Source organism: Variovorax sp. WDL1 (assembly GCF_001541225.1).
Taxonomy (GTDB): domain Bacteria; phylum Pseudomonadota; class Gammaproteobacteria; order Burkholderiales; family Burkholderiaceae_C; genus Variovorax.
Map to the genome: position 1 here is coordinate 194,168 of NZ_LMTS01000004.1, position 23,935 is coordinate 218,102.

The 23,935-nt window shown below is 64.4% G+C and carries 17 protein-coding genes and 1 pseudogene; 2 read left to right on the plus strand and 16 right to left on the minus strand.

From position 1 onward, the window contains the following. Positions 1 to 3 precede the first annotated feature (3 nt). From APY03_RS00980 to APY03_RS43110, 9 genes are read right to left on the minus strand one after another with little or no spacing between them, the layout of a single operon-like run. Entirely contained in the window at positions 4 to 2,532 is a 2,529-nt protein-coding gene (locus tag APY03_RS00980; RefSeq protein ID WP_068673032.1) for a PglZ domain-containing protein, read from the minus strand. Beyond that, positions 2,529 to 4,391, minus strand: coding sequence for a DUF262 domain-containing protein (locus APY03_RS00985; RefSeq protein WP_068673034.1), 1,863 nt, complete (start codon positions 4,389 to 4,391; stop codon positions 2,529 to 2,531). Before APY03_RS00985 ends, APY03_RS00980 begins: the two co-directional genes overlap by 4 nt. Then, positions 4,388 to 6,325 (minus strand): type II restriction endonuclease subunit M, encoded by a 1,938-nt coding sequence (locus APY03_RS00990; RefSeq protein WP_068673036.1) that lies wholly within the window; start codon positions 6,323 to 6,325, stop codon positions 4,388 to 4,390. Before APY03_RS00990 ends, APY03_RS00985 begins: the two co-directional genes overlap by 4 nt. Further along, a complete protein-coding gene (locus tag APY03_RS00995; protein WP_068673037.1) occupies positions 6,322 to 8,214 on the minus strand; it encodes an Eco57I restriction-modification methylase domain-containing protein in 1,893 nt (630 codons plus the stop codon). Before APY03_RS00995 ends, APY03_RS00990 begins: the two co-directional genes overlap by 4 nt. A 2-nt stretch (positions 8,215 to 8,216) precedes the next feature. Beyond that, positions 8,217 to 11,855 carry a BREX system P-loop protein BrxC gene (gene brxC, locus APY03_RS01000; protein WP_068673039.1) on the minus strand — a complete coding sequence of 1,213 codons (3,639 nt, stop codon included), beginning with the start codon at positions 11,853 to 11,855 and terminating at the stop codon, positions 8,217 to 8,219. Positions 11,856 to 11,893: 38 nt separating this feature from the next. Next, positions 11,894 to 12,469 (minus strand): BREX protein BrxB domain-containing protein, encoded by a 576-nt coding sequence (locus APY03_RS01005; protein WP_068673040.1) that lies wholly within the window; start codon positions 12,467 to 12,469, stop codon positions 11,894 to 11,896. Next, entirely contained in the window at positions 12,450 to 13,238 is a 789-nt protein-coding gene (locus tag APY03_RS01010) for a BrxA family protein (RefSeq protein ID WP_102905342.1), read from the minus strand. Before APY03_RS01010 ends, APY03_RS01005 begins: the two co-directional genes overlap by 20 nt. Before the next feature lie 2 nt (positions 13,239 to 13,240). Next, positions 13,241 to 13,741 (minus strand): BrxE family protein, encoded by a 501-nt coding sequence (locus APY03_RS01015; protein WP_068673043.1) that lies wholly within the window; start codon positions 13,739 to 13,741, stop codon positions 13,241 to 13,243. Between the two features lie 26 nt (positions 13,742 to 13,767). Next, positions 13,768 to 15,495, minus strand: coding sequence for a helix-turn-helix transcriptional regulator (locus tag APY03_RS43110; protein ID WP_232081116.1), 1,728 nt, complete (start codon positions 15,493 to 15,495; stop codon positions 13,768 to 13,770). A gap of 407 nt (positions 15,496 to 15,902) precedes the next feature. Between APY03_RS43110 and APY03_RS01025 the strand changes: the two genes are divergently transcribed. Beyond that, a complete protein-coding gene (locus APY03_RS01025) occupies positions 15,903 to 16,451 on the plus strand; it encodes a hypothetical protein (protein ID WP_068673046.1) in 549 nt (182 codons plus the stop codon). Positions 16,452 to 16,565: 114 nt separating this feature from the next. Continuing rightward, entirely contained in the window at positions 16,566 to 16,961 is a 396-nt protein-coding gene (locus APY03_RS01030) for a hypothetical protein (RefSeq protein WP_068673048.1), read from the plus strand. A 121-nt stretch (positions 16,962 to 17,082) separates the two neighbouring features. Here APY03_RS01030 and APY03_RS01035 read toward each other — a convergent pair whose 3' ends face one another. The 7 genes and pseudogenes from APY03_RS01035 to APY03_RS43125 form a co-directional block, all read right to left on the minus strand. After that, positions 17,083 to 17,640, minus strand: coding sequence for a hypothetical protein (locus tag APY03_RS01035; protein ID WP_146039322.1), 558 nt, complete (start codon positions 17,638 to 17,640; stop codon positions 17,083 to 17,085). Between the two features lie 135 nt (positions 17,641 to 17,775). Continuing rightward, a complete protein-coding gene (locus APY03_RS01040; RefSeq protein ID WP_068673052.1) occupies positions 17,776 to 18,561 on the minus strand; it encodes a portal protein in 786 nt (261 codons plus the stop codon). Positions 18,562 to 18,569: 8 nt separating this feature from the next. Continuing rightward, complete coding sequence (locus tag APY03_RS01045; RefSeq protein ID WP_232324116.1) at positions 18,570 to 19,676, minus strand: hypothetical protein; 1,107 nt, start codon at positions 19,674 to 19,676, stop codon at positions 18,570 to 18,572. Beyond that, complete coding sequence (locus APY03_RS43115) at positions 19,592 to 20,152, minus strand: hypothetical protein (protein WP_232081118.1); 561 nt, start codon at positions 20,150 to 20,152, stop codon at positions 19,592 to 19,594. Before APY03_RS43115 ends, APY03_RS01045 begins: the two co-directional genes overlap by 85 nt. Before the next feature lies 1 nt (position 20,153). Continuing rightward, positions 20,154 to 20,876, minus strand: coding sequence for a terminase small subunit (locus tag APY03_RS01050; protein WP_232081119.1), 723 nt, complete (start codon positions 20,874 to 20,876; stop codon positions 20,154 to 20,156). 554 nt (positions 20,877 to 21,430) lie between these two features. Further along, positions 21,431 to 21,594 (minus strand): annotated as a pseudogene (locus APY03_RS43120) (IS1 family transposase); the annotation flags it as partial. A gap of 143 nt (positions 21,595 to 21,737) precedes the next feature. Further along, positions 21,738 to 23,935: condensation domain-containing protein (locus APY03_RS43125; RefSeq protein ID WP_232324117.1), on the minus strand; the 2,198-nt coding region annotated here is incomplete at its 5' end.

Below are 23,935 nucleotides of genomic sequence, written 5' to 3' on the forward strand. Positions count from 1 at the left end.
TTCCTACTCCACGTAGTCGGTCTCGAGCGGCAGGCTGGCGAGCGCGGCCAGCGTTGTCGGGTTCAGCGCCTTGACCGTGAACTTGCCTCGGAACTCGTCATCCATGCGCAAGGCGATCTGCTTTCGCTGGTTAGGCAACAGGTTGATTGTCCGCGTCGCCGGGTTCACGTCGGCGCCGGTGCGCGGCTCGCCCACCACATTGCCCTTGCTGTCCTGCGCTTCGAGCAGGATTTCGACTGCTGTCTCCTGCGTGAACATGTCGTCGGAGAGCAGCGCGACCTCCACCACCGGCATCCGGGTCGTGATGTACTTGGCCCCGCTCTTGTATCTGAGCTCGACTTTCACCGCGCCGCGTTCGGGCGGCCCGCCGGCATCGAGGCGCACAACCAGCACCGGCACTACCGCCTCCGCCAGCGACGCACCGCCATGAAAATAGAGATGGCCCGAGCGATACGGCGCCATGCTGCGCGGCAGCGCCACCTGCTTGAAGTCGCCACGGATACCCAGCTTCTCTGCGACGAGCACCAGGCTGTGTGCATCGCCCGTGCCGTCGCCCAGGAACATGCGGTCGTGTGCGTTGAACGCCCATTTGCCCTGCGGCTTGACGCAGACATCGCCCGCCTCGGCCTGCGCATTCAGGAAGAAGCCGTGGTCGGCCACGATCACCGCATCCTTGAAGCCCAAGCCGCGCAGCTTATGCAGGGCCGCGCGGATGAGTTTCAACGTGCCCGGAACTAGGCCCAGCGTGCTCTCGGGGTTGCTCTCCAGTTGGCTGTCGATCTCGGTCGATCGCAACACCAGCAGATCAGACGTGTCGCGCAGCTTGAGCTTCCCGCGCACGAAGTCGCCCAGCGTCATCTCGGCAAATCGGTCGCCGTAGCGCTTGGCCATGACGCCCATGCGCTGCGGCACAGTCGCGGTGGCCACGCCATCCACCTTCGGCACCAGCGTGTCGTTATCGAGCGCCAGCGTTAGCCCAGCCCCCGCGCCGGGCAGCAGGCTCGCCATGCCGACGATGGTTATGGTTGGCAGTTGGCCGTAGGCTGCGTGCAGCTCGACCGGGCCGTCCTCGGCCAGCATCTTCTCCAGCGCCACGCCCAATTCGTAGCGCAGCGCATCCACCATCAGGTAGGCCACCTTGCGCCCGCTCTCCTTCAGCCGCTCGCCCACTAGCTTGTCGAACACGTCGGCATTCGCCAGCCGCCCGGCCGGCGGCCAGCCCGCGGTCTCGATGTGCTTGACGAAGACGCTCTGCACCTTTTCGGCCAGCCGGCGGTAGCGCGCGCGAGCCTGGGTGGTGACTTCGTGCATCAACCCGTGCGGGTCCAGAAAGTCGCCCATCGCCTGCTCGAACTCGCGTTGCAGCCGGTCCGCCTCGCGCAGGCTGCCCAGGTAGAAGTCAATCAGCTCGGCCTGGCTGCGGGCGTGCTCGGGCAACTGGCGATCGAAGTCGTCGCAGGCCTCGATTAGCCCCAGGCAGGCGCGCACCAGTTCCCACTGCGCCTGGCTCTCGCCCTTGCTCAGCCACACTGAACTCTTGTGCCGCGCCAGGATGCTCCGGGTGACATCCGTGTCGCCGGAGCTGATGCCCTTGATCGCCCGGCGCAGGAAGCTGCGCTCCTCGAACGGAAAGGTGTCGCGCTCGCCCAGGTCGTCGATAGCCCCGCACAGCTCCAGGAGCCTCAGTTCCATCTCGATTGCCTCGGCGCGCTCGATGTAGGCGTCGCGCGATCTCGGGCTGGCGCGCAACTGCTCGCACACATGCTCGACCACGGGCCGTGCCTCCGGCGGCGCATGCGGCACGCCCTTAAGTGGCTCGGGCAGTGCGCCTGGAAGGTCGAAGACGAACTCGCTGAAGAGCAGGTAGCGCCACAGCTCGTCGGCCAGCGCGCTCCAGGTCTTGCCGCGGGTCTTGACGCTCATCGCGAGCGTGGCGCGCAAGAACTCCCGCGATTCCTGAACCCAGCCGTCCTGGGACTTCAGGGCATCGGCTTGCGCCGCACTGGGCGCTAGCAACGCACTCAGAATCTCGCGGCCGGACTCCACGCCCAGCGTGGCGCGCAGCTGCGGCCAGCTCACCCCGCCGCCGATCGCGTCGATGACCGCGAAGCCGGGGCCGCCGCTGGACGCGGCGAACACCTGCCGAATCTCGGTGGCATGGTCGGGCCGGGCACGCAGACACAGGCTGAGGTAGTCGTCGCCGTCGTCCTGCGGGAAGACCGCGCCGCAGGCCGCGAACACCGAGAACGGATCGGTCTGCTTGTCCTCGTCGGTCTCGGGCCGCCGCGCGGGCACGTAGATCAGCACCCCTTCGAGTTGCGGCTTGGGCTTGCCCAGTTGCTGCAACGCGCGCAGGGCCGCCTCCCGGCTTTCGATGCTGCTCTCTGCCGTGTCCACAACGTGCAGCTTGTCGGCCGCAAGGGCCAGGCAGAGATCGCGATAGCGCTGCTGCGGGTCATAGACTACCAGGCAGCCAGCTTTCAGAAGGCGAGGACGGAGCACTTGCTCGCGAGCGTATTCGGCGATGCTCATGCGACATCCTGAACGTCTTGGGTCTTGCCAGCCAAATGCGCCGTCCACAGCGCGTCCAGCGTGGGGCTGTTCCCTTCGGTCAACACATCCATTGCCAGCACCACCAACTGGGCGCGATCACGCAGGAACTTGTAGAAGTCGTCGGAGAGCTTCTTCTTGAGCGCCTCGCCCTCCAAAGCAGCGTAGTGCCCGTTGGAGAGAAGGTCGAACGAGATCAGATGAGACTTCAGCCGGTCCCGGACCACGTTCTTGTCGGCCCACTCCACGCGCTCCTCCAGGTAGTCCAGCGGATCCTTGCGGCCGATGATCCGATTCGTCTTCCACGTAATCAGCGCGCAGTTCAAGGCCCGGTAGCTTTCGATCTCGGCCTCCTTCAGCAGCGCATCGGGGAACACGTGATGGTACTCGCGCTTGCGAACGCTGGCGTAGCTCGCGGCCTTACCGTCCGCGAAGTCGATGGCCCCCAGGTACGTCGTCACGGCCAGCACGGCACGCGCCTCGATACCAGCAGCTTTGGGCCAGCCCACTGCCAGCAACGAGTCCACGTCTGCGAGCGGAAACTGGCTGCGGTCGAGCACCGGGACACTGGCCAGATCGCTGTCCGCGAAGTGCGGCTCTATTAGCAACGCCTTGATGGCCTTGAAGTCAGCGAAGGTGCGCGATGCCGCGGTGTTCTCGTAGCGGCCAGTGAAGAACGCCGACCACAGGTAGCGCCGCAGCAGCTTCTCCGCCTTGGCTAAAAAGTCGCCGTGGTCCGGGATCAGTTCATACGCTGCCGCGATGACGGGCAGCACGGCGTTGGTTGGCAGGCGATCCTCGTCGAAGACCCCCTGGCCTTCGAGAAAGGAGGCCATGCGCTCCAGCCCGCGCTCCAGCTTCGGCCAGTTCCCGAGCAGTTGCTTCTTGTCCATCTCCACCATGCCGCGGATATTGGGCAGCTTGTCTTGCAAGAGCGCTGACGTGGAGAGGATGAGGTTGGCGACGTTGCCATAGCGGCTCACCGCTGGGCACTTGTCCTTCAAGTCGGCTTCCAGCGCGTGCAGTGAAATTTCAGCGACGCTCTCCACCTCTGCCACAATGATGTCGTACAGTGAGAGTGGCTTGCTGTTGGTGTTCATGTTGATGAACACCTGCAGGGCCACATCTTTGCTCGTGTCCGCCGGCAGCGAGAGATAAGGCAGATTGAAGTGCGTCACACGTTCGCGCAGCGTGGTGATGTCCGCCTTGATGGCCTCGCGAGTTTTCGTGTAGGTCTTCAACCTGTCGAATGCATCGGGCTCCTTGCCCGTCGGCTCCAGTTGCTTGGTTACGTTGGTCAAGTAGGCATCGATCTCGTTGACGATGTCGCCCGGCCGCAGCAAAGAGACTGGCAACAAGCCCCGCCTGAGGCACTCTGCTGGCTCGTCTGCCCAGCGCGGCATGCGTAGTTCCTTCTTGTTCTTCCAGCGCGGCAGGCAGCGTATCTCGGCCTCGTCGCCGGACTTGGTCTCGCCCTGATCGAACTGCGGGAGGTAGACGAAGAAGGTCTCCCACTCGTAATTGTTGTGCATCGATCGCCAGAAGGCCGTCAGCCGCTGCTGGCCGTCCAGTAGATGTTGCGTGACGGTGCCGTGCTTGGCCGGGTCGGCAGTCTTGATGTAGCGCGATTCGAACCTCTCCGGCCCGGCCACTTCCAGCGCCAGGGTCACGCCGACCGGCAGGTTGTGGATGACGGTGTTCAGAAAGCTCGTTATCCGGCTGCGGTCCCACGCCTCGAAGCGCTGGAAGCGCGGCAGCTTGACCATGCCTTGCTGGATGTTCTGGAACCAGACACCGAGGGTCCGGTCCTGGGCCTTGCTGGACTGCTGCATGATGCTCATTCGTCGGCTCCCTTCTTCTTCGTACTGCGGGTCTTCTTGGCCGCTGCTGCCGGCGCAACGTACAGGTTCTCCAGCCCGTGCGCGGTGGCGAGCGACTTGTCGGTCTTGCACTTCTCGCGCGCGCGGTCGGGCCAGTAGTTCATCGCCAGGTGCGCCCAGTCGTACTCGCCTTTCTCCAGCTTGGCCCAGGTCTCCTTGAGCAACTTCTGCCAGGGCTTGTGGCGGAACAGCGGCCACAGAGGCGCGGCGCTGATCTGGACGCCGTCGTCGTGGTTTGGCTTGTAGGTCGGTGCGAGCTTAAGCAAGGTGTCCCGCAGTTCGATCAGTTCCCCGTTGAACGATTGCAGGGCCTCGAACTGCTTCTCATCGTCGCGCGTGCGCGCCGTGCCTTTGCCGCGCAGAGCGGCCAGTTGCTCGCCGACCTCCTTGAGCTTGGGCTCGACGAAGTCGTTGACCGCGGTGTACAGCGTCTGGCTCGTCAGCCTCGGGTAGTAGATCCAGAGCGACCAGCTGCCGGACGAGGTGCCGAGCGGCCAGTAGATGGGCGCCTTGCGCCGGCTTTTCGAGTAGCGGCTCAGGTGGAAGGGGAAGAAGTCGCGTTGCAGCCAGCGACGCACGTCGTCCGGTGCGGCCACATCCACACGTGAAAGCACTTCCTCGATCACGTGCGCCGGGTCATGCAGGTGGCCAGGGTCGTCCACCAGGATGCCGGGATTGGCGTGGAACGGCTGGTCGCCCTCGGGCAGCATGGCGGGGCTTCGGGCTGGCAGCGGGTCGAAAGGGTCCGGTTCGGGTGGGGCTAGCCGCTCACCCGTCGCGAGTCGCCAGTCAAAGTGGCCGAAGGCGACACCCGCGGCCCAACTGAGCAGATCCTCGCGGTCGCCACTGGAAGACTCGACAGCACCGTCGTCATCGCTTTCTTCGTCGGGCGACTCGCTGGCGGCCACCTCCTGCTCTGCCGCGGGCGCACGCTCGCCACAGTCGGCGTCGGTGAACCCATAGAGTTCGAAAGCCAGTCGGTCGATTTCGAACTGAATGAGGGAAAGCTCTGCCTGCATCTCCTCTTCGTCGTACTGGCCGATGCGTTTGCGCAAGCTCGCCGGGAGCAGGAAGACGTGCGAACTCTCGCGCACCGTGTCCATGGTGCGCTTGATCGACCACGCTCGCCGCGCCAGGCGGGCCAACTCTTGCCGATGCGTCGCCCCAAGGGGCGGGAGTGGCGTGGTCTGAATTACGCCCACCTCAAAGGACTGCGCCGCCCCGCCAAGTCTGGCATCGGCCGCCGCCAGTTGCACCTCTACCAGTTTGTGGAATGCGACGCTGGTACAGAGGGCCAAGATGGTTAGCAGATCACTACCATCATCCCCGATGACAAAAGCAGCAGGGCCTTTGTGCGAAAAGACGCATCCGCTTGGCAGGACTCGCATTGAGAGGCGGCTCTTAGTCCGAAGCGACCACGTGAGGCCGGGTCGTGCATAAAAGTCGGTACTCTGTGGCCGCGAATAGAGCTTGCCCGTCTTGGGATCGAAGAACGAGCTTATCTCCGCTCCGCCCCGATCCCAGTTCACCATGAGGTAGGGATCGGCATATACGGGTGAGTACGCGCCGCCCTTAGCGAATGGAATCCATTTGTCCGTAGCCTGCTGCTTCGAGCGGACTTCCCACCACGTACGTACGAACCGGAAGTCATCGGCGGTCGCCAAGCCCTGCTTCGCTGTGCGGCCGGAGCCCTCGAACGCCGGCGAACGAACGAAGGCAGTTCTCAGAGCAGCGGAAACCCAGTAGGCGAAGGGCTTTCCGGGCAGATCGTTGAAGGAATGAGGCTCGACCTGAAAGTGTCGCTCGTCTGCATGGCCAGCCCGCAACCGCGCGCATGCGTCAGAGAGAGCCGTGGCCTTGTCATTGTCGGCAAGCAGCCGCAAGAACTGCGTCATGCGCGTTTCTCCAGGACATACGCTGCCGCTTCGACCAGGGCGTCGTCCATCACACCGAGGCCCAGGTCGGCCATGACTTCGGGGGTCGAAGTGCCGAGTACAAGCTCCTCACGCCAGGTCTGGAAGCTCGAAAGGAAGAAGCAAGTGCGCGACGTGATGGCACCGACGCGCCCTCCGGGACGGAGCAGCTCAAGTCCGCGCTCCACGAATATCGCCAGCAAGTCGTTCTTACTGCGTGGGTAAGCCTTCGCCAGCTCATCCTTGCTCCCTGCCGCCAGGGCTCCGAACGGCGGATTCATCACGACAACGTCGAACACCTCGCGGCACAGGTCGATGAGCCGGAGTCCTTGCAATGCATCCTGGGCGAACAGCCGCCCCTGGTAGCTGGACTGCGCCGCATGAGCGAACTCGGACAGTGCCTCCCGCAGCCGTGCCTCGGCCTGGTGCCAGGCTTCCTGCTCCTGCTGCGCGAACAAGCCGGTCCCTTGGCCCAGATGAACGCGCCGGATCAGCCTAGGCAGTTCGTGCTCTACCTGCAAGAGCACGCCCAGTTCGGGTAGGCCCTTGAGCATCTGCAGCGTCTTCTCGAACAGTTCCGCGTCCCACTTGTCCAGCTGGGACGCAAAGCGCTGCCTCAGCTCGCCCTCGGCCGGCGGCGCGATCGCTGCGATCACGTGGCCGCGGGCGATGGCGGGCCTGTCCTTGGCCTTGATGCCGGCCTCGTGCCACGCGCGCTGCGCGCGCAACCACAACGCGAGCGTTGCGATCTGCGCGGCGCGCGGGTCGATCTCCACGCCGTAGAGGTTGTGCTCGACGATCAGGCGCGGCACGTCCAGCAGAAAGTCTTGTTCGTCGGCGTAGGTCTGGGACAGCGGCTTCAATTCCGGCTGCGTACCGACCGGCACAGCGAGCGAGCCCGGCCCCTGCGCTTGCTCCCACTGCCAGGCTTCGCGGTAGATCTCGGCGAACAGGTCGAATGCGTACAGGCCGAAGTGCATGGAGCCGCAGGCCGGGTCCAGCAGCTTCAGGCTGCGCGGGTCGCGCAGGCGCTCGGCGGCTGGCGGGGCTTCGTCGGGCTTCACCAGCAGGTACTGGCAGCGCTCGCGCAACCCTGTCTGGCCGCCGGTGGCGTTGAACCACAGCCGGCCCAAGGTGTTGTCCACCAGGAACTCAACCACATAACGTGGCGTGAAGAACTGGTTGCGCACAGCCAGCTCACGGCTGTTGCGCGGCGCCTGGCTGGCTTCACGCATCGCGCGTCGTTCTTCCTTGGAGTTGAAGTATTGGTAGATCCAGCCCAGCGTCTCGTCGTCGCCCCACAGGGCGTCGATCTCGGGGTCGTTGACTAGTAACAGCAGCGCCAGCAGCGCGGCCTCGCGCGGGAACAACCGGCCCTGGGGCGAGAAGCGGTCGAACAGCGCCGGCAGGTCTTCGGCCAGTTCGTCAAACACGCTGAACAGGTAGGCGCGGTAGGCGTCGCCGGTCTCGCCCAGGCCGCTGCCGGCCAGGCGAGCATAGAGCTGGAAGCCCTTGGCCTGAAAGCCCTGGCCCACGGATTGGACGAGCAGACCGCGCGCCTCAGCCATGTGCAGCGCGGCCAGGCGGTTGAGCACGGTGAAGGACTGTTCGCGCACGATGCGATCCAGGCCCTGGGTGGTTGTGGCGTCGCCGCCGGCGCTGTAGTGGGCCAGCGTTTCGCGCAGGATGCGCGCGGTCTCGCGCTGGGCGTCATTGATGTGGCGCAGGCTCGCCAGCTCGGCCACGTCGCCCGAGGACGGGTCCATGCCGTAGTCGTTTTGCAGCTGGCGCGTGAACTCTTCTTCGAGCACGCGCCGCGCCTCGTTGACGAAGCGCTGGAGCCGGTTGCGGGTTGCTTGGTCGAAGGCCATGCCTACTTTTGGCCCTCGGCCTTGCCCACGGTGAAGCTCAGTTCGACTTCGTCGTACAGGGCCAGCTGGGACTTGATCTCATGGAGCTGGCGGATCAGGTCGTCCAAGTCGGCGGGGCGGGTCAGCCTGGCCGGCAGGGGGACGGTCTTGCTCAGCTTCTTCGGGCCCGAGCCGCCGTCTGCCGCCTGTTCCTCTTCGACGCGCTTGCGCAGCCGTTCCTGGCCCTGGCGCTGGATGGACCGGCGCAGCTCGTCCACCGTGCTGGTGATTTCGTAGTCGCGGGACAGGAGCTTTTTCAAGCCGGCCAGGTCTGGCGTGGCAGTCAGGGCCAGCTTCTCCAGGCTGCTGACGGCGTTGCCGCGTTCTTCCTGCGTGTGTTCTCCCCACTCGGGCAGTCGCTGCAGCTCTTCGACGCCGTCCTTGATGCGCTGTTCCAACTGCTTGGCCAGCGTGACGGAGGCGTCGCGGACCCGACCCTTCAGTTGGGTGAGCCGGGAGTTGAAGTCCGCCGCGTGCTTGTAGAAGTCTTGCCCGGCCAGGCGCTCGGCCAGGGCTTGCAGGTCTTCGGCGACTTCGGCGCACAGCGCTCCGGGAACGCCGGTGTCGGGCAGCACGTCGATCTCGCGCCGGTGCGCTTGCAGGTCGCGCAGCGTGGCGTCCAGGCCGTTGTCCAGCGCGCGCTTGACCTCTTGCGCCCACTTCAGGTTGTCGTAGAGGACCGAGGTTTCGGCGCCCAGGCGCTTGGGTGCGTCCGAGGCATCGGTGAGCAGGACATCGGCGATCTCATTGTTGAGTTCCAACACGCGGTCGGCGCCGGCCAGGCCGATGCCGCGCAGCCGCTCAGCGAGCGAGCCATAGTCGTTCTGAAAGCGCAGGAAGAGCTTGCCCGCGGCCTTGCTGATCTCCTGCTCCAGCGGGATGACCGATTCGCCGGCGAGTTCGGTCAGGCGTTCGGCGGCACGCGCCAGGGCATCGTTCGTCGGGCGATCGTTGCGCAAGCTGACGCCGATCTTGTTGAACGATTGGTTGTTCTTCAGCGCGTCGATGGCCTGCTGTCCAGCGGCCGTGACCTGGCGGCCCGAGACGGTGAGCTTGATCTCGCCGGCCATCAACATGGCGGCGACGATGTAGCGCGTGGTGTCCGGCGACCAGCCAAACGGGTCGCTGCCGAAGTCGTCGATCAGACGCTTGCCTTCGACGTTGCCCCGCTTGTCGATGTAGTCGCGGATGCTGACCATGGCCTTGTGGTCGGTCTTGAACGTGGCGCGGCCAGCGGCCGACTGGACGAAGCTCAGGGGATCGAGCGCGCTGGTGATGGCAGCCGGGTTGGCGACCTTGAGGAACTTCTCGGCGGTATCGGTCGCCACGCGCACGGGGGCTTCGGCGAAGCGGTCGAAGACCTGGGTGGCCACGTCGTCCAACAGCTTCTTGCCTGCTTCCAGCAAGTCGGTGTGCAGGGCCGAGACGGCGGTTGGCTGGCCCCGGAAGACGAAGGAGCCGGCCTGCAAGGTCTGCTTGATCTTGCTCTTGAGCTCGCTGGCCAGTTTGGCGGCGCGGTCGAGCTGGCCGGTGCAGTAGTCCTTGACCTCTTGGTCCGGCTCGTTGCGGTGCAACTCGGCGATTCGGTGGCAGCGGTAGATCTCGCTCGCCAGGTCGTCCACGTCGGTGCTGCTGCGGGCCACCAGGCCGATGGTGTTGCGCGCGGCGCGGCTGCGCGAGTCTTCCAGCGCGCGAGTCTTGGCGGTTTCGTAGTCGCTGGCGGCCACCAGTTCGACCACGGTCTGGATTGGGTTCGTGTCGCCAGCCAGGCTCGTCATCGTGCTGCCCGTCTGGACCTTCAGGCCGGTGGCGACGGCCATGCTGCCGTGAAGGCTGACGCGCGGCAGCGGGTCGAAGGCTTCGCGCAAGGCGTCGTTGAAGATGCGCCTGACGTCCACCGAGCGCAGCGGGATGTCATCCCGTTCCTTCTGGATGTCGCGCAGCTTCTCGCTCAGGAAGACCAGGCTGCCGTCCTTCTCGCCCAGGGGAACGAAGTTGTTGGCAAGCATGTCGTCCACGGCCTTCTTGACCGCGTCGAGGCGGGAAGGCTCGGTGACTGAGGCGTGCATCAGGCTGGCGCAGTTCTGCACCGTGACCGGCAGGTTGCCCAGGATCTGCAGCACGGCCACCGTCTTGGCGATGTCCTTGTGAAGCTGCGAGTCCATGAACTGCATGTGGACGCTACCCACCGCGTGGTGGATGGACGGGAAGGCGCGGCGGATGTCCTTCTCGAGTTCGTCGTACAGCGTGACGGTGGTCGCGAGCCAGCCCACGGGCTGGTCGGCCATGGCCTTGGAGCCGCCTTCGCCCTTGAGAACGTCCTGGATCACCTTGATGGCGGAGCGCAGGCCGATGCCGCCGGTGGACTTGGCCAGCGCGCCCAGCAGGTGGAGCAGGATGTCGAAGTGCGCCGGCAGGAAGGGGTAGAGGTTGGTGAAGCTCTCCTTGCTGAAGTCGGCGTCGTAGTACTTGGCGTCTTGCAACTTGGTGTTGTGGCGCAGCGCTTGGCCGTGGGCGTCGAACAGCTTTCCGAGTTCGGCCTGGCCGGCGGGCGACTTGCCGAGCAGGCGGCGGTAGCAGATTTCCTTGATGTCGCTCGATTCCAGGTCGATCTGAATCGGGAAGCGGTCCTTCAGCTTGTAGAGCTTGTCGGAGTTGAGCGCGGCCCGCGGGTCGTCTTCGGTGAGCGTCTGCTGGGCGGTGGAGATGATCCAGACCTTGCCGTCGCCCAGGCGCTTGAGATTCTTTGCCAGGCCGTCCAGGTTGAGGATGAGGTTGTCGCGCGCGGCCACGTACTGGCCGACTTCGTCCACGATGAAGACGATGTGTTGACGGCCGCTCTTTTCGCGGACGATGTCGATCATCTCCTGGACGCGCTGGTCCTCGAATTTGAAGAAGCCTTCGGTGTTGGACGAGAAGGACTTGGCTTCGGGAAAGAGCCCCGGGTACATTTCGTGCGCAATCTTCGGGATCAGGCCGTCGATAGCGAGCGGGTTGTTCTGGATGCGCGCCCAGGTGGCGCCCGGCAGTGCCTTGGCAACGGCGTTGTGCAGTTCAGCGGTGCGGCCATCTTTCTCGACCATGCGCTCGAAGGCAAACACCTTCAGGTTATTCGAGTAGCCGGCCCAGGCAAGGACCTTGAAGTACAGGACGGTTGAGACTTCTTCCATCGTGGCGCCGGCTAGCATTTCGCTCGCCAGGTCGAGCATCACGACGGCCGCGGGGAAACGCTGAGCTACGGTGTTGAGCAGTGCCTTGGTCTGCGGCGTGAGCAGACGGTCTTGCAGGTGTTTGAGGAACGGCACGCCGTCGATGAGTCGCTTGTCATCGAACGCGAGACCCAGGTACTTGGTGAACGAACTCTTGCCCGAGCCGTAGAAGCCCGAGACCCAGACGCCGACCTCGTTCTCGCCTCCGGTTTCCATGGCGAGTTGCATACGGTCGAGCAGCTTGTTGAACTGCTCGTCGATGCTCTCGGTGACGATGTATTCCGACACCTCGGACTTCAGGCGCTCGTCTTGCGAGACGCCGTAGGTGATGACCTTCTCGATCGTGCGGTAGATGTCTTTGCTCGGATCGAAGAGTGATCGAATCGTCGTCATGTGGCGATCTTTGGTTCTTTGAGTGTGATTGCGTACGGTCAACCACCTACGTGGGCCGAGCGGTAGTTGCCGTCTTCCGGGTAGAAGCCCAAAAACTTGAGGCGCGTCTTGCCGGTGCGGACACCGGGGTACAAGAAGACGGTGGTCACGTGGAATCGGCCGTGGAGCTTGCTTTCAATGGCGCCGATGCGCAGGAAGGGATGAAGCGCTTCGAGGTCGGTGACGAGCAACAGCGCGTCTTTCTTGTCTTCAAGCGGCTGCAGGGCATCTTCCAGGCGCTTGAGCAGGCCGTCTTCGGCCGTCAGGATGTCGGCCAGCGACTTGTTGGTGCGGGCCCAGTTGAGTGGGGCTGCGCGGTCCTCGGCGACGCACAGCGGCCACAAGGGATCAGCCTTGAGCAGGGCCCAGACGTGCTCGGCGATGGAGAACTGGGTGACGTTCCAGCCTTCCTGGTGGAGCTTAGCGACCCAGGCCGCGGTCTGGCGCTTAGCTTCGAGAATCTGCTCGGGCGGAAAAACCAGGTAGAAGATGGGCTCGGAACTGGCGTGGCCCAGTTCCCGCCCGTGGCGAATGCGCTCGCGCAATTCGTCGAAGTCAGCTTTGAGCGAGGACATCGCAGAGCCCCTCCATGGTCTGATGCTTCCAGCTGATGCGGACCACGTCGCCCGCGGCCTGGACGATGAGCAGGCCCTTGAGCGAAAGCCGCTTCAGCTCTTCGAGCACGTCTTCACGGGCGAGACCGAAGAGCTTCCAGTCCTCGTGGGCAACGAGGGCGTTGTCGCCAACCCCGGCGTAGTGGAGTTCGTGCGCGAGGTAGGCTGCGACGGCGGGCGCAATTCGGTACGACAGGATGCGCCGACTGGAACGCGGGCCACGCTCCAGCAGGCCGTAGTCGGCACAACAGCCCGTGAGGTAGGCGGCGACGCGGCGCACCGTGGTGTCGGACCAGCGCTGGGCTGTCCTTCCGTCGTCGATACCGCGTTGGACGAACGCGCGCGCATCGTCGTTGGCGATCTGCGTGTAACCGCCGGCATAGCGGGTCCAATAGACGCCGCGGACGAAGTCGCCCAGGATGGCACTGGCACGGCTGGTGTAGAGCAGCATCAGCTGGGTCATCTCGGCAGCGGGCAGTGCGCCGACCAAGCGCTTCAAGTGCATAGCCGGCCTGCCGCCATCGACCAGGTAGCGCGGGCCGAAGCACTCGACGACGATGTTGCGCAGCCGGCGCGCGGTGACGGCGGGAAAGCGCCCTGATGCGAGAGCGGCTTGTTGCAGTTGGACGGTGGACATGCCGGGCGACCAGAGTTCAAGAAGCAACTTCGTTTCGTTGACCAGTCCAAGACCTGCCTGGAGCTGCGTCGTGTAGGGTTTGCTAACGACCACGATCAGGGCGCAAGGTACGGATAGCTCTTGAGCTGGTTGTTGAAGGCCGACCAATAGACGCCGGCGATCTTGCGCAGCACGTCGTCGGTGGGCAGGTCGTGGATGTTGCCCACTGCTGTGGGCCCTTCCTTGTCCAGCCTAGTTCCACCCGCCAGTTGCTGGAGCGAGACCAGCGCCGCGTCCTTGCTCGCGGGCGGGCAAGAAGCGAACTCGTTGCCTTCAGGAGCGCGGATTAAGTGGTGAAGGTCCTGCTCCGCTTCTTCCGGTAGGCGGAACAGGTGATAGCTGCCGACGCTGAGGTGCTCGTCGTGCTGCCGTCGCGCAGCTTCGACCACGCCGTGGTACTGCGCCAGGCGGGCCGACTTGGCGAATACGGGCTCCAGGAACAGGCGGCTCGATGATTCGTAGAAGGCTGTCGGCCACCAGCCTAGCTGAGCGCGCTCGCCCAGGTAGCCGGTCAGCAGGCGGAGCTGCAGAAGGGTTGGTAGGTAGGGTCGGCTCATTGAGTTGGTCTTGTTGTGTCGGCCAGTCAAGCGGGCAAACGGTTGACTACGAGCGCATCCTCGTGGCGCCTCCTCACGAGGTTTCTGAGGGGCGTGGGCTCGATCACCGCGACATGGCCGCCGTGGCGCAGGATGTCCATCGCGAGCTCGGTCTCGTCCGCGAAGGGGACTTGAAGCTCGTAGCAACCGTCATCCGTCCATCGGCTGCGCTGCTCCGGATGCCACTCCTCGCGGCTGACCCACTCCGCGGCCTTGGCGTCGAAACTGAGTATGGCCCAGTGGCGCATGCCTCCGGCGTAGATGCCGTAGCCGGCGTCCATTTCGGCTTCCAGCGTCTTGGCCGACAGGTCCTTGGCCTTGGCGTCCAGCAACTGGGCGTGTTCGATGGCGTCGAGGGCGAAGCGGCGCAGACCGTCGCTCTTGTGGCACCAGGCGTCCAGGTACCAAGTGTTGCGGTGGTGGACGAGTCTCTGAGGCGAGACTTCGCGTTCGGTGACCTCACCTCGGCCGCGGGTGAGGTAGCGCATTTTGACGCGTCGGCGCTTGACCAGTGCCTCGCCGACCAGCTCGAAGAATTTGCTGGGAACGGGGCGGCGCGCCGCGTTGATGATCTTGACGCGCTTGACGATGGCTTGGGCTTCGCTATGGGTGGTGCCGAGCACGTCGTGGATGCGGTCCAGCAGCGGCTGGAGGTGACGGCTGAGCGTGCCTTGGTCGTCGATCTCATTCAGCAACTGGTGCACCATGAGCAAGCTGTACAGCTCGCGCTCGTCGAACCACAGGCCCGGAAGCTCGTGCTTGGGGCCGCGCGTTTCTGACGCAATGCGGTAGCCGTTGACGTAGCGGTCGTATTCGATCGGGGCGCCAAGCTGGTCGCGCAGGTATTCCAGGTCGCGCTTCAGGGTCGCCGGGGAGATTTCGAGTTCGTCCAGCAGCGTCTGGAAGCTGACATGCCCGCGGTTGCGGATCAGCATTTCAATCTTGTAGACGCGGGCTGTCTTGGACATTCGGCGCGATGAAGGATCGCTCAGGATTTGAGCCACTTCAACTATAACTGTTCGTAACAGTGAGTCGGAACGGGATTGCACGGCATCTAGCGTGGTAGCCCAGTTCGCGAGGCTAGCGCCTGACTCGCTCAGATTGTGAGCGAGTGAAAGCGGTCGACCGGATGCCGAACGATTCAGCGACACCCGAACATCAAACGCTGGCTGGCGGACATGGTGTTCGACTCGACCGATGACGGCTTTCTTGACACCAACGCAGCCAACACGACCATCCGTCGGCTTCGTATCTGAACTCTGCCAGTCTGCCGACCGTTGATCGCGAGGTCGCCGAGGCCGCGCCGCAGGAGCTCGTGGGGGCAGCTGGGCGAAAATCACTGGGCGCGGCAGCTTGTTGTCCAGTGAAGCCAAGCAGTTTGGGGAGAGGCCGAAGATCGGCCGCTTTTTAGCGCGAATAACGGAACGCTCAGCCTGCATCCGCTCCACGTACCGGTCGAAAGCCCGCCGCGCCGCCTCGAAGGCCTCCGCCGGCCTCCCCAATGTCACTTCGGCCTCGCCCGCTGACAGCGCCAGGTCCAGCACCGCCTTGCGGATCGCATAGATCCGCTGAAGGACGAGGCCGTACCCGGCCGCCAGCAGCTTGGGCCGATTGCAACTGATGGCAGATCTACACGCTGCCCTGGTCAAGCCGGAGAATTTCATAGCCGCGATCTCAGCCGGCAGCGCCGTCGCGTCCGCACTTTTCGCGGGCATCGCCATTTTCCAGGCGCGTGCAGCGCGCCGACTCGCGCTTGAAGATCGGAAAGCCCGGGGCGCTAATGTTGATGGTTACCTAAACGATTCGTATCTGCAGGTGCGAAACGGCCGGCTGCAAGCCGTTTTCGACTGCACCTACGTGAACAAGGCGACCCATCCAAATTCCATCGTGCGCGTGGAGCTTGCGTTGCACCTCATGTCGCAGGATGCGTTGCACGTTCTGCTGGCGCCCACCAAGGGAGTCGAGGCGGAGCCCCTTGCTCTAGTCTGCCCCGCGCACATTGAAGCCAAAGCCACGGCAACGGGCATCATTCGCTTCCCCCTGCCGAATGGGGTTCTACCGGCTCACGTCAAGCGCTACGATCTGAAAGCACACCTTGTCGACAAGTGCGAAAGATGGATGCATGAAGGTAGAAACCCTCGTGAACGTCCGGCCGGTAATTGCCGACGGGCTGATGTTGCACCCTGACTGGAACGGCGGTCGCGTGCTTCCATGCCTGATTATTCCGGCGGAAGAAACCGACCCTTTCGCGCAGCTATGCAAGCTGCAGCCGCAGGTACCGCCGGGCGACGTGGAAAGCGCCTGGGCATGGCGCGTCCTGGATGCCGGCCACGTCTACCTCAAGCTGAATTTTGAGCGACCCGTGCCGAACAATGTCACGGTCCAGTTCGATGTAAGAAGACAGTGGGGGCTGGTGAGCGGCATTCTGGCGACCCGTGCGGTATACCTGCAGCCGTCGTGCTTCGGAAGCAAGATATCCGAAGGGTTCTTCAATCCCGCTTTGCTGATCGAAGTTACTGCGGGAGCGCCACCCGGATGGGACTGGAGGCTCCGCCAGCAACTCAGCAAGAAGTTTCGGCGGGAAGGCCACAGTCGCGATGCAGCGCGCATCGCGGCTGACGACTACCTCCGGAGGGCGCAAGAGCCCTGGAACTCCATTCCGGAGCCCTGACGGCCCTTCCAACCAAGACAATCAGTCCTGAAGTGGTCGGTCGATGCGGGTGCGGATAGTCGCCCAGCGACACGTAACCTCCACACTCCAGGAATCGCTCAAAGGAGTGCTGTAGTGCTGTCGCGCGTCATAACGGTCATTTGGTGGTTGGGCCTGCTTATCGCATCGCTTGGAACTGTCGCGGACATCACAGGCGCACTCACGCGCGAAAGTTGCGCGGCTGCCTTTAAGCTTGATCAAGAGATCAAAGCAGCGCAGGCTGAAGCCGAGAGGTACAAGCGTGACCATCCCACTACGGCCGGCGGGAGTGTAAGTCTCAAAGAACTGCTGCACCCCGTTCCTCGCGACCCGCGAGATACGCCCGAACTTCGCGAGAAAGTGACCGACTGCTGGTACTTTCCCACAGGTCACATCAGCATCGCCGTAGGCTGGTCGCTTGCTTTGATGCTCTGGGCCCTCGCCTATGTTCTTGGCGGGTCGTTTTGGCGTCCACCGAAGAGACGCACGTAGCCGTTTTCCTTACTCGGCGAAGGTCGGCTCTTAGCGGCTGAACGAGCGCTATGGGCGCATACCGCTGCCGCACACGCCTGCCGAGTTGAGCTGGCTGGGACAAGATCGTGTGGGCGGGGACTTACTCGATGTGGAAGGGCAGCACGAAGTAGGAATCTAGCGAGGCTGCTTCAGCAGGGACGCCGAACACATCCACGGGGGTGACCTGGTAGTTGCATGTCGGCCCAGGCACACCCTGAGAGTAGATCGTGATGCGGTGCGCCGTCGAACTCGTAGGAAGGTAAATCGTGAAACGCTGATCCGCTCCCCTGAAACTGCCGATCGCCGGCACCCCGGGTAGGCCAATGCCAGGTCCAGTGCCAGGTAGCCAGCCGCCGGTAGGTATCACCGCCTGACCCCCGCACCGGGGGCCGGTCCACAGTATGGAGTTCGGCGATTCCATGGGCATCACGTGAGGCGGTGGGTCCTCCACGAGCCGGAGCGAGCCAATGGCATTGCCCAGACGGATTACTACAAAGTCGCCCTTTGCATTGCCGTAAAGGCGCCCAACGGTACGACCTGCAGCGTCCACAACTTGCAGAGGCGGTTCATCCTTGTCCTTCGCGATTGCAACGCTGGATATCAACGCGCTCGCGAGCACTCCGCAACCAAACACTACTGCTGCATTTTTCCAGTTCATGCTCTCCTCCTCAAAAGATGAAAGTATGGGAGGGTCGCCTGCTCATTGCAACCAAAAGTTCTCATGCAAGTCCGTCCAGTGGCCAGATCCTGAACAGCGCGGTTGAGCTTGGGCAAGCGCTGAAAGTTGCCGGGTTCAGGCCGGGGCACCTTGGAGGTTGTCGGCGGACGTGGCGGTTTCGATGCCGGTCATGGACGAGGCGCCGTCATCGGGGATGGGCGGGAAACCCGGGCTGGTGTTCGCCTGCACCGGCGGCGCCGCGGCAGATGGAGCCGCGATGCCCTGCGGCTGCGGGAAGTTGGGGTCATCGCCCATCGGCGTGGGCTTGCGGTAGCCAGCGCCAGCCATGATGACATCGGCGATCGGTGCAATCTGCGGCATGGCGGCCACCTGGGCGCCGCCTTGCATCGCACTGAAGGCGGACTGCACGCCGATCTGCACGGCCTCGGCCAGGATCTTCTGGATTTCGACCTCGTCCTTCTTCTCCTTCAGGGCAACCTCGCGCATCTTGATTTCCGCGCCGGAGTTGGCCAGGGCCTGCTGCACGGCCTCGCGGATGCGCTTCTCGATGGCCTCGGGCGACTCCGGCGCCGCGGCCGCGCGGATGGCCTCGACGACATCGCGCTTGAAGGGCACGTCCATCAGCGACACCATGAACGGCATCATGGCCGCCTGGTACTGCGCCGGCAGGCTCTTGACCGCTTCGGACGTCGCGTTGAGCTGCTGGCCGCGGTAGCTGGCGGTGCTCGGCACGTCGTCGAGGGCCACTTGCAGGCGGGTGCGCTGCAAGCCGTCGGCGTAGTCCATCTCGCGGTCGGCCGCGACGCGCCAGTGCGGCTGCTGCTCGATTTCCTCCAGGATGCACGTGTACTCGTGGAGGTTTAGCGGCTCGTTGCCGGTGGGGTAGTCGTTGGTGTTCATGGTGGTCCTCACGTGCGCCAGTCGGCGGGCTCGCTCTCTACGTAGACGGGTGCGCCGCCGTACTCGATCAGCCCAAGCTCCTTGGCCTGGGCGTATTGGCGGAATGCATCGGCGCCTTCGGTGCAGCCGTTGCTCTTGTCGGGGATGTCGAGAAAGCGGTTCTCGGTCCGGCTGAACTTCTTGCGGTAGCCCTCGAGGCGCACGACGCCGGGCTTGCAGCGCGTGTCATCGAGGTAGACGCCCTTCAGGTGCTTGCGGGTGGTCTGGATGCCCGTGATGAGCTCGGTGATGCGCGGCACCACGATGAAGCGATGGCCTGGCAGCAGCTCGGCGAGCATCTGCTTGACGCTCTTGTTGTAGTCGCCCAGCTTCTTGTGGTCGGCGTCGTGCGGCAGGTAGTGCACGCCATAGACGTAGCCGCGGTCCTTGAGCTCGCGCGCGTAGTGGCGCAGGTCCTGGTTGTGCTCTTCGTAGTAGTCGGTGAAGCGGTCCTCGCCGCGCAGCTCCTGCATGAACCAGATCGCGGTGCCGTCGCTGTTGCCAATGTCCCAGAAGGTGTGCGTGGGCAGATCCAGCACCGGCACGCGGGTAATGCCGCCCCGCTTGCGCACGGCCAGCATGTCCTTGGCGTAGTAGTTGCCCTCGGTGCTGACCTGGAAGGCCTCGTCCGGCGTGGACGGGTATTCCTGCCACATCCGCTCTTCCTTGCCGCTGAAGTCCGCCCGCTTCGTGGCCACGTACCAGGCGCGCTGGTCGGGGTCGATGCGGCAGTCCATCGCATGCTCGATGAGGTCGAAGTAGTCATGCTCTTCGCGGGTGACGGCCACCAGGCGCGAGTCGATGCGGTATTTCGGCTCCATCCACCAGCCGTAGAAGTGCAGCCGGTAGTCCTTGGGCGTCAGCTCAGCCTTGCTCAGGTGCACGGCCTGGGCAATCTGCGTCATCGTGTAGAAGTCGCCCTCACGGCCCTCCGCGGTGCTCTCGATCACCAGAATGCCGTTGGTGGGCACGGCCGGGATGGAGCCGGTCATCACCTCGACCGCCTTGTCGGGGAACTTCGCGCAGATCTTGCCGAACTCGGAGACGTGCAGCCGGTGGATGGTGCCGGAGCGCATCGACGTGGCCACGCGCACGCTGGAGTTGTTGTGCGCAAACAGAGCTCGACGGCGCTGTCGCGCGCCAGGGGGAAGCGCTCGCGGATCTCGTCGGGGAGGTTCTGGTAGCCGAACTTCACCTTGTCGCGGAAGATGGCCTCGGCCGCCTCGCGGTCCTGGGCAATGATGCCGCAGCGCTGGTCGGCGTTGAACAGGGCATGGTCCAGCCAGAGGATGGCGATCAGCGTGGTGAAGCCCAGCTGGCGCGCCTTGAGGATCAGATTGCGATGCCAGAGGCGCCGAATGAACCGGCGTTGCGCCGCGTTGGGCTTGAACGGCATGACGAAGGCCTCTTCGCCGTCGTCGCCCTTAATCATGATCTTGTAGAGGCAGCCCGAGAACAGGCGCCACTCAGGGTCGGCCAAGCACTTCGCCAGCTCGAGCTCGTTGGTCGGCAACGGCTGTAGCGGGGTGTCGTGGACGATCGTGATGGTCACATCAACCCTCGCGCTCAGGGTCGCGCGCCACAGGCTTGAAGCCGCTGGAGTTGCCGCTGGCGATCGAGTGCAGGAGGCTTGCCAGCGGGTCGATGCGCTGCTGGTTGTCCTTCTCGTACAGGCCCAGGTGCTTGAACAGCTTTTCGAGCGCTCCATCCTTGGAGTGCATCTGAACCTCCAGGCCGTACTTGCCCTGCTTCGCGCCGGCGTAGAGGGCTCGGGCCTGCTCGGAGAGGTCGCGCGTGTCCATAACGACGACGCGCGCATGGCCATCGCCTCCGCATTCCGTGCATTCAGGGTTCGGGCGGCGCAAGAGGTCAAATCCGATGCCGCCCTCTTCCTCGAACTCGGCCGGCATGCCGCCTTTCTTGGCGAATGCCTCGCGGTCGTGGTTGTACTCGGCGATGGTGCGCTGGCGGCGGAATCCTTCGCCGTGGCAGTGGCGGCAGCATCCGACCTTGACCTGCACCAGTTCGCGGACATCGGCAATGGCGATGTTCCACGCCTCGCGCAGGACCTTGTCTGCGGTGATCTGGGTGCGCTCCTGCTGCTGCTTCCGCGCCGCGCCAATTGCGGTGGAAACCATAACATTGGATAACAGGCGGCTTGACTGCTCCTGGGCGGTCTTCGCGCTGTATCCAGCCCGGATGGCTGCCTGGGTCGCGTTCAGGTCGATGAGGTACTCATCGACGAAACGCTGTTGTCGCGGTTCAAGGGAGACCACTGGGGGCCCCAAGGCCGTCTTGGGCTTGGCTGGCGACTTGGTGGTTTCGGGCTTCTTCTTTGCACCATTGGAAACGCCGGTAGCCTCCTGACGAGGTGACGGCTTGGTGCTCTTCTTCGAGAAATGGGGTTTTTTGCCTGCAGGGGACGAGTGCATGGACGGGAGTGTTCCCGGTGCTCGGGATTTAGGTGAACCCTACATGGGGTCGGCGACAGTTGCGTTTAGCTTCAGCGCTCAGCGCAAGTCGGATTCGGATGGCGCTTGTGGGGCCCCGGCGCGGCCTCGCCTACGTGCTCGCTAGCACGTTGGGTCTCGGCACCTATCGAGTCCTACGCCAATGAGCCCAGGGCTATGGCGATTCCCGTCTCCCGTAGGCTTGGCAAGCACCTGCCAAGTCTGGAGCCCCGCACTAGCCCGTATCTCCGGCAAGATCCATTGAGATCTACGAAGAAGAAATCGCAGCGCAGAACGGCAGCCATGCAATTGGTGCAGCCCGCCCGTAGTGGCTAACCGCTCAAGCGGTTTCGCTCATGCGCACAATATCTCCATGCTCCAAGATAATCGGTGACGCCCGCTTCCATCGCGGGCGCTTTCTTTATGGTCTTGTGAATCTTCACGAAGTTGTGGACCATGAAGTAGAACGACACGGCTGCATGCGGTTCTCCAACTTGCGGCTGAAAGCGTTCGTCAGACGAGTGAAGCGGCGCATGCCCAGGCGCTCAAAGTAGCCATCAATGCAACGCTCGCGGCCCAGCGACACATCAGCCGCCGTCAGAGGGATGGCTGTCGAGTGAGGCGATCCTAGTGCGCGAACGCTGTTCGTTAAGGTCGCGATTTGATCAACTGATCTTCTCTACGTCGCTAACTGCTGCTTCGTTGCCCCTTGCTCCAGCCGCCGAGTATTTTGCCGAGCAGGCCGCGTGCCGGCGCTTCGTGGCGCGTCGTGCTGCCGGTGCGCCGCGCCTTACCGAGGGGCGGGTTCAAGGCAGCCTCCGCGGAAGCGAGCTGGCCCAGGTTCTCGAAGACATAACGGGGCGGCGCTGTGCGAAAGCCCAGGGTTCGTTCCGCCACCTGGATCACGCGCATGGCCTGCAGCGAATCGCCGCCGAGGTCGAAGAAGTTGTCGCTGGGCCGGATGTCCGACGGCTTGATCTTGAGCACGTCGGCCCAGAGCTGCGCCAACTGCAACTGCCCGGGGGCAAGCGCGACAGCGGGCGACGCGGACGCGGCCAGGGCCATCGCAGGTCCGGCGCGCTCGCGAGATGCCGGCTTGGCCACTTCGCGGCGCGACAGGTGCGCGAGCTGCGCGGTGTCGGCGGAATCGCCGTCGGCGACCAAGACGGCCAGGCTCTCCTGCGGGTGCTCGGCCACGCGCCGCAGCAGCTCCACATAGCGGTCGCGCAGCGCAAACGCGGTTTCGCGCCGGTAGATGTCCGCGTTGTAGGTGAGGCCGCCCTCCAGGCCGCCTGCGCCCTCGGTCAGCCATAGGCCCAGGTCCTCCGTGGCGCCGCGCTGCGAGACCTGGACCGGGCGAAGCTGCAGCGGGCCCAGGTTCTGGGCCCGCTCGCGCGTGTCCTCGAAGGAGAACAGCACCTGGTACAGGCCGACGCCCTTGGCCCGCGCGGAGAATTCCGGCTCCCCCGCGAAGCGCTCGAAGGGAACCTGCTGGTTGTCGAGTGCCGAGACCACCTGCTGCTTCAGGGCCTGCATGAACTGGCCCAGCGTCTGCTGAAGATCGAAGGCCACGGTGAGCGGCAGCAGGTTGCCGAACATGCCCATCACCGGCTCGGTCTCCGTGAGCTGGCGGCCGCGCACGGGCGTGGCGACGACCAGCGAGCGGGAGTCGGCCACGCTGCCCAGCAGGAGCACGTACACGCCGAGCGCGAGCATGTTGAGGGTGACGTTGTGGCTGCGCGCGACGGCGTGCAGCTGCTGCGTCAGCTCGCCGTCGACCGCCATCCAATAGGTGTGGCCCTGGCCGGTCATGCCCGCGCCGCGCGGCCGGTCGGTGGGCAGGGCCTTGGGCGGCGGGGCATCGGCAAAGCGCTTCTTCCAGAAGCTCAGCTGTTGTTCGAACCGGGGCGAGGCCAGCCAGTCGAGGTACCACTCGGCGTAGTCGCCGTGCGTCACGGTCAATTCGGGCAGCGCGTGCGGCACGCCATCGAGCCTGGCTTGATAGAGGGCCGACAGTTCGTTGATGAGCAGGTCGACCGAAGCGCCATCCCACACGAGGCGGTGCGGCACGAAGACGAAGACATGGTCGTCGTCGTTGATGCGAATCAGCGCGGCATTGAAGAGCGGCGCGCGGCGGATGTCGATGAGCTGGTCTGCCACGTCCTGCAGCTTCTCGACAAGTTCCGGCTCCCGCTGGTCGGCAGGCAGGCCGCCCAGATCGATGCGCATCAGCTCGACCGGTACCTCGGCGGCAATCGAAGCGATGAACTCGTCGGTCTCAGGATGCCGGGTGAACGATGTGCGCAGCACGGGCTGGCGTTGCACGACCTCACGCAGCGCCTCATGAAAGACCTTCGCGTCCAGCGGGCCGGTCAGCCGGTGGGCGGAGGGCGTGTTGTAGACGGACCGGCCGGGATGCAGCTCCTCGAGGAAGAGGATGCGTTCCTGCATCGGCGTGAGGGGCGCATTGCTGCGCTCGGCGCGGCGGAGGATGTGCTCGACGGGCGCAACGCCGCAAGCCTGCAGTTCGCCCAAGGCGGCCGAGAGGCGCTCGGCCGTGGGCGCCGCGAAGAGCGTGCGCAGCGGCACGGTGACGCCGAACTCGCGCGTGAGCCGGGTGGCCAGGCGCGAGGCCAGAAGCGAATGGCCGCCTAGCGCGAAGAAGTCGTCTCGAATGCCCAGCCCCGGCAGGCTCAGCACCTGCTCCATGGCTGCCAGCACCGTGCGCTCGCGCTCGTCGCGCGGCGCGATGGTGTGCGCGAGCTCGGCGGCTCGCGCGATACCGGAAGAAGACGCGGCAGGCGCGGGCAAGGCCTTCCGGTCGGTCTTGCCGTTGGGCAGCCGCGGAAGTTCGTCGAGCACGACGAAGTGCTGCGGCAGCATGT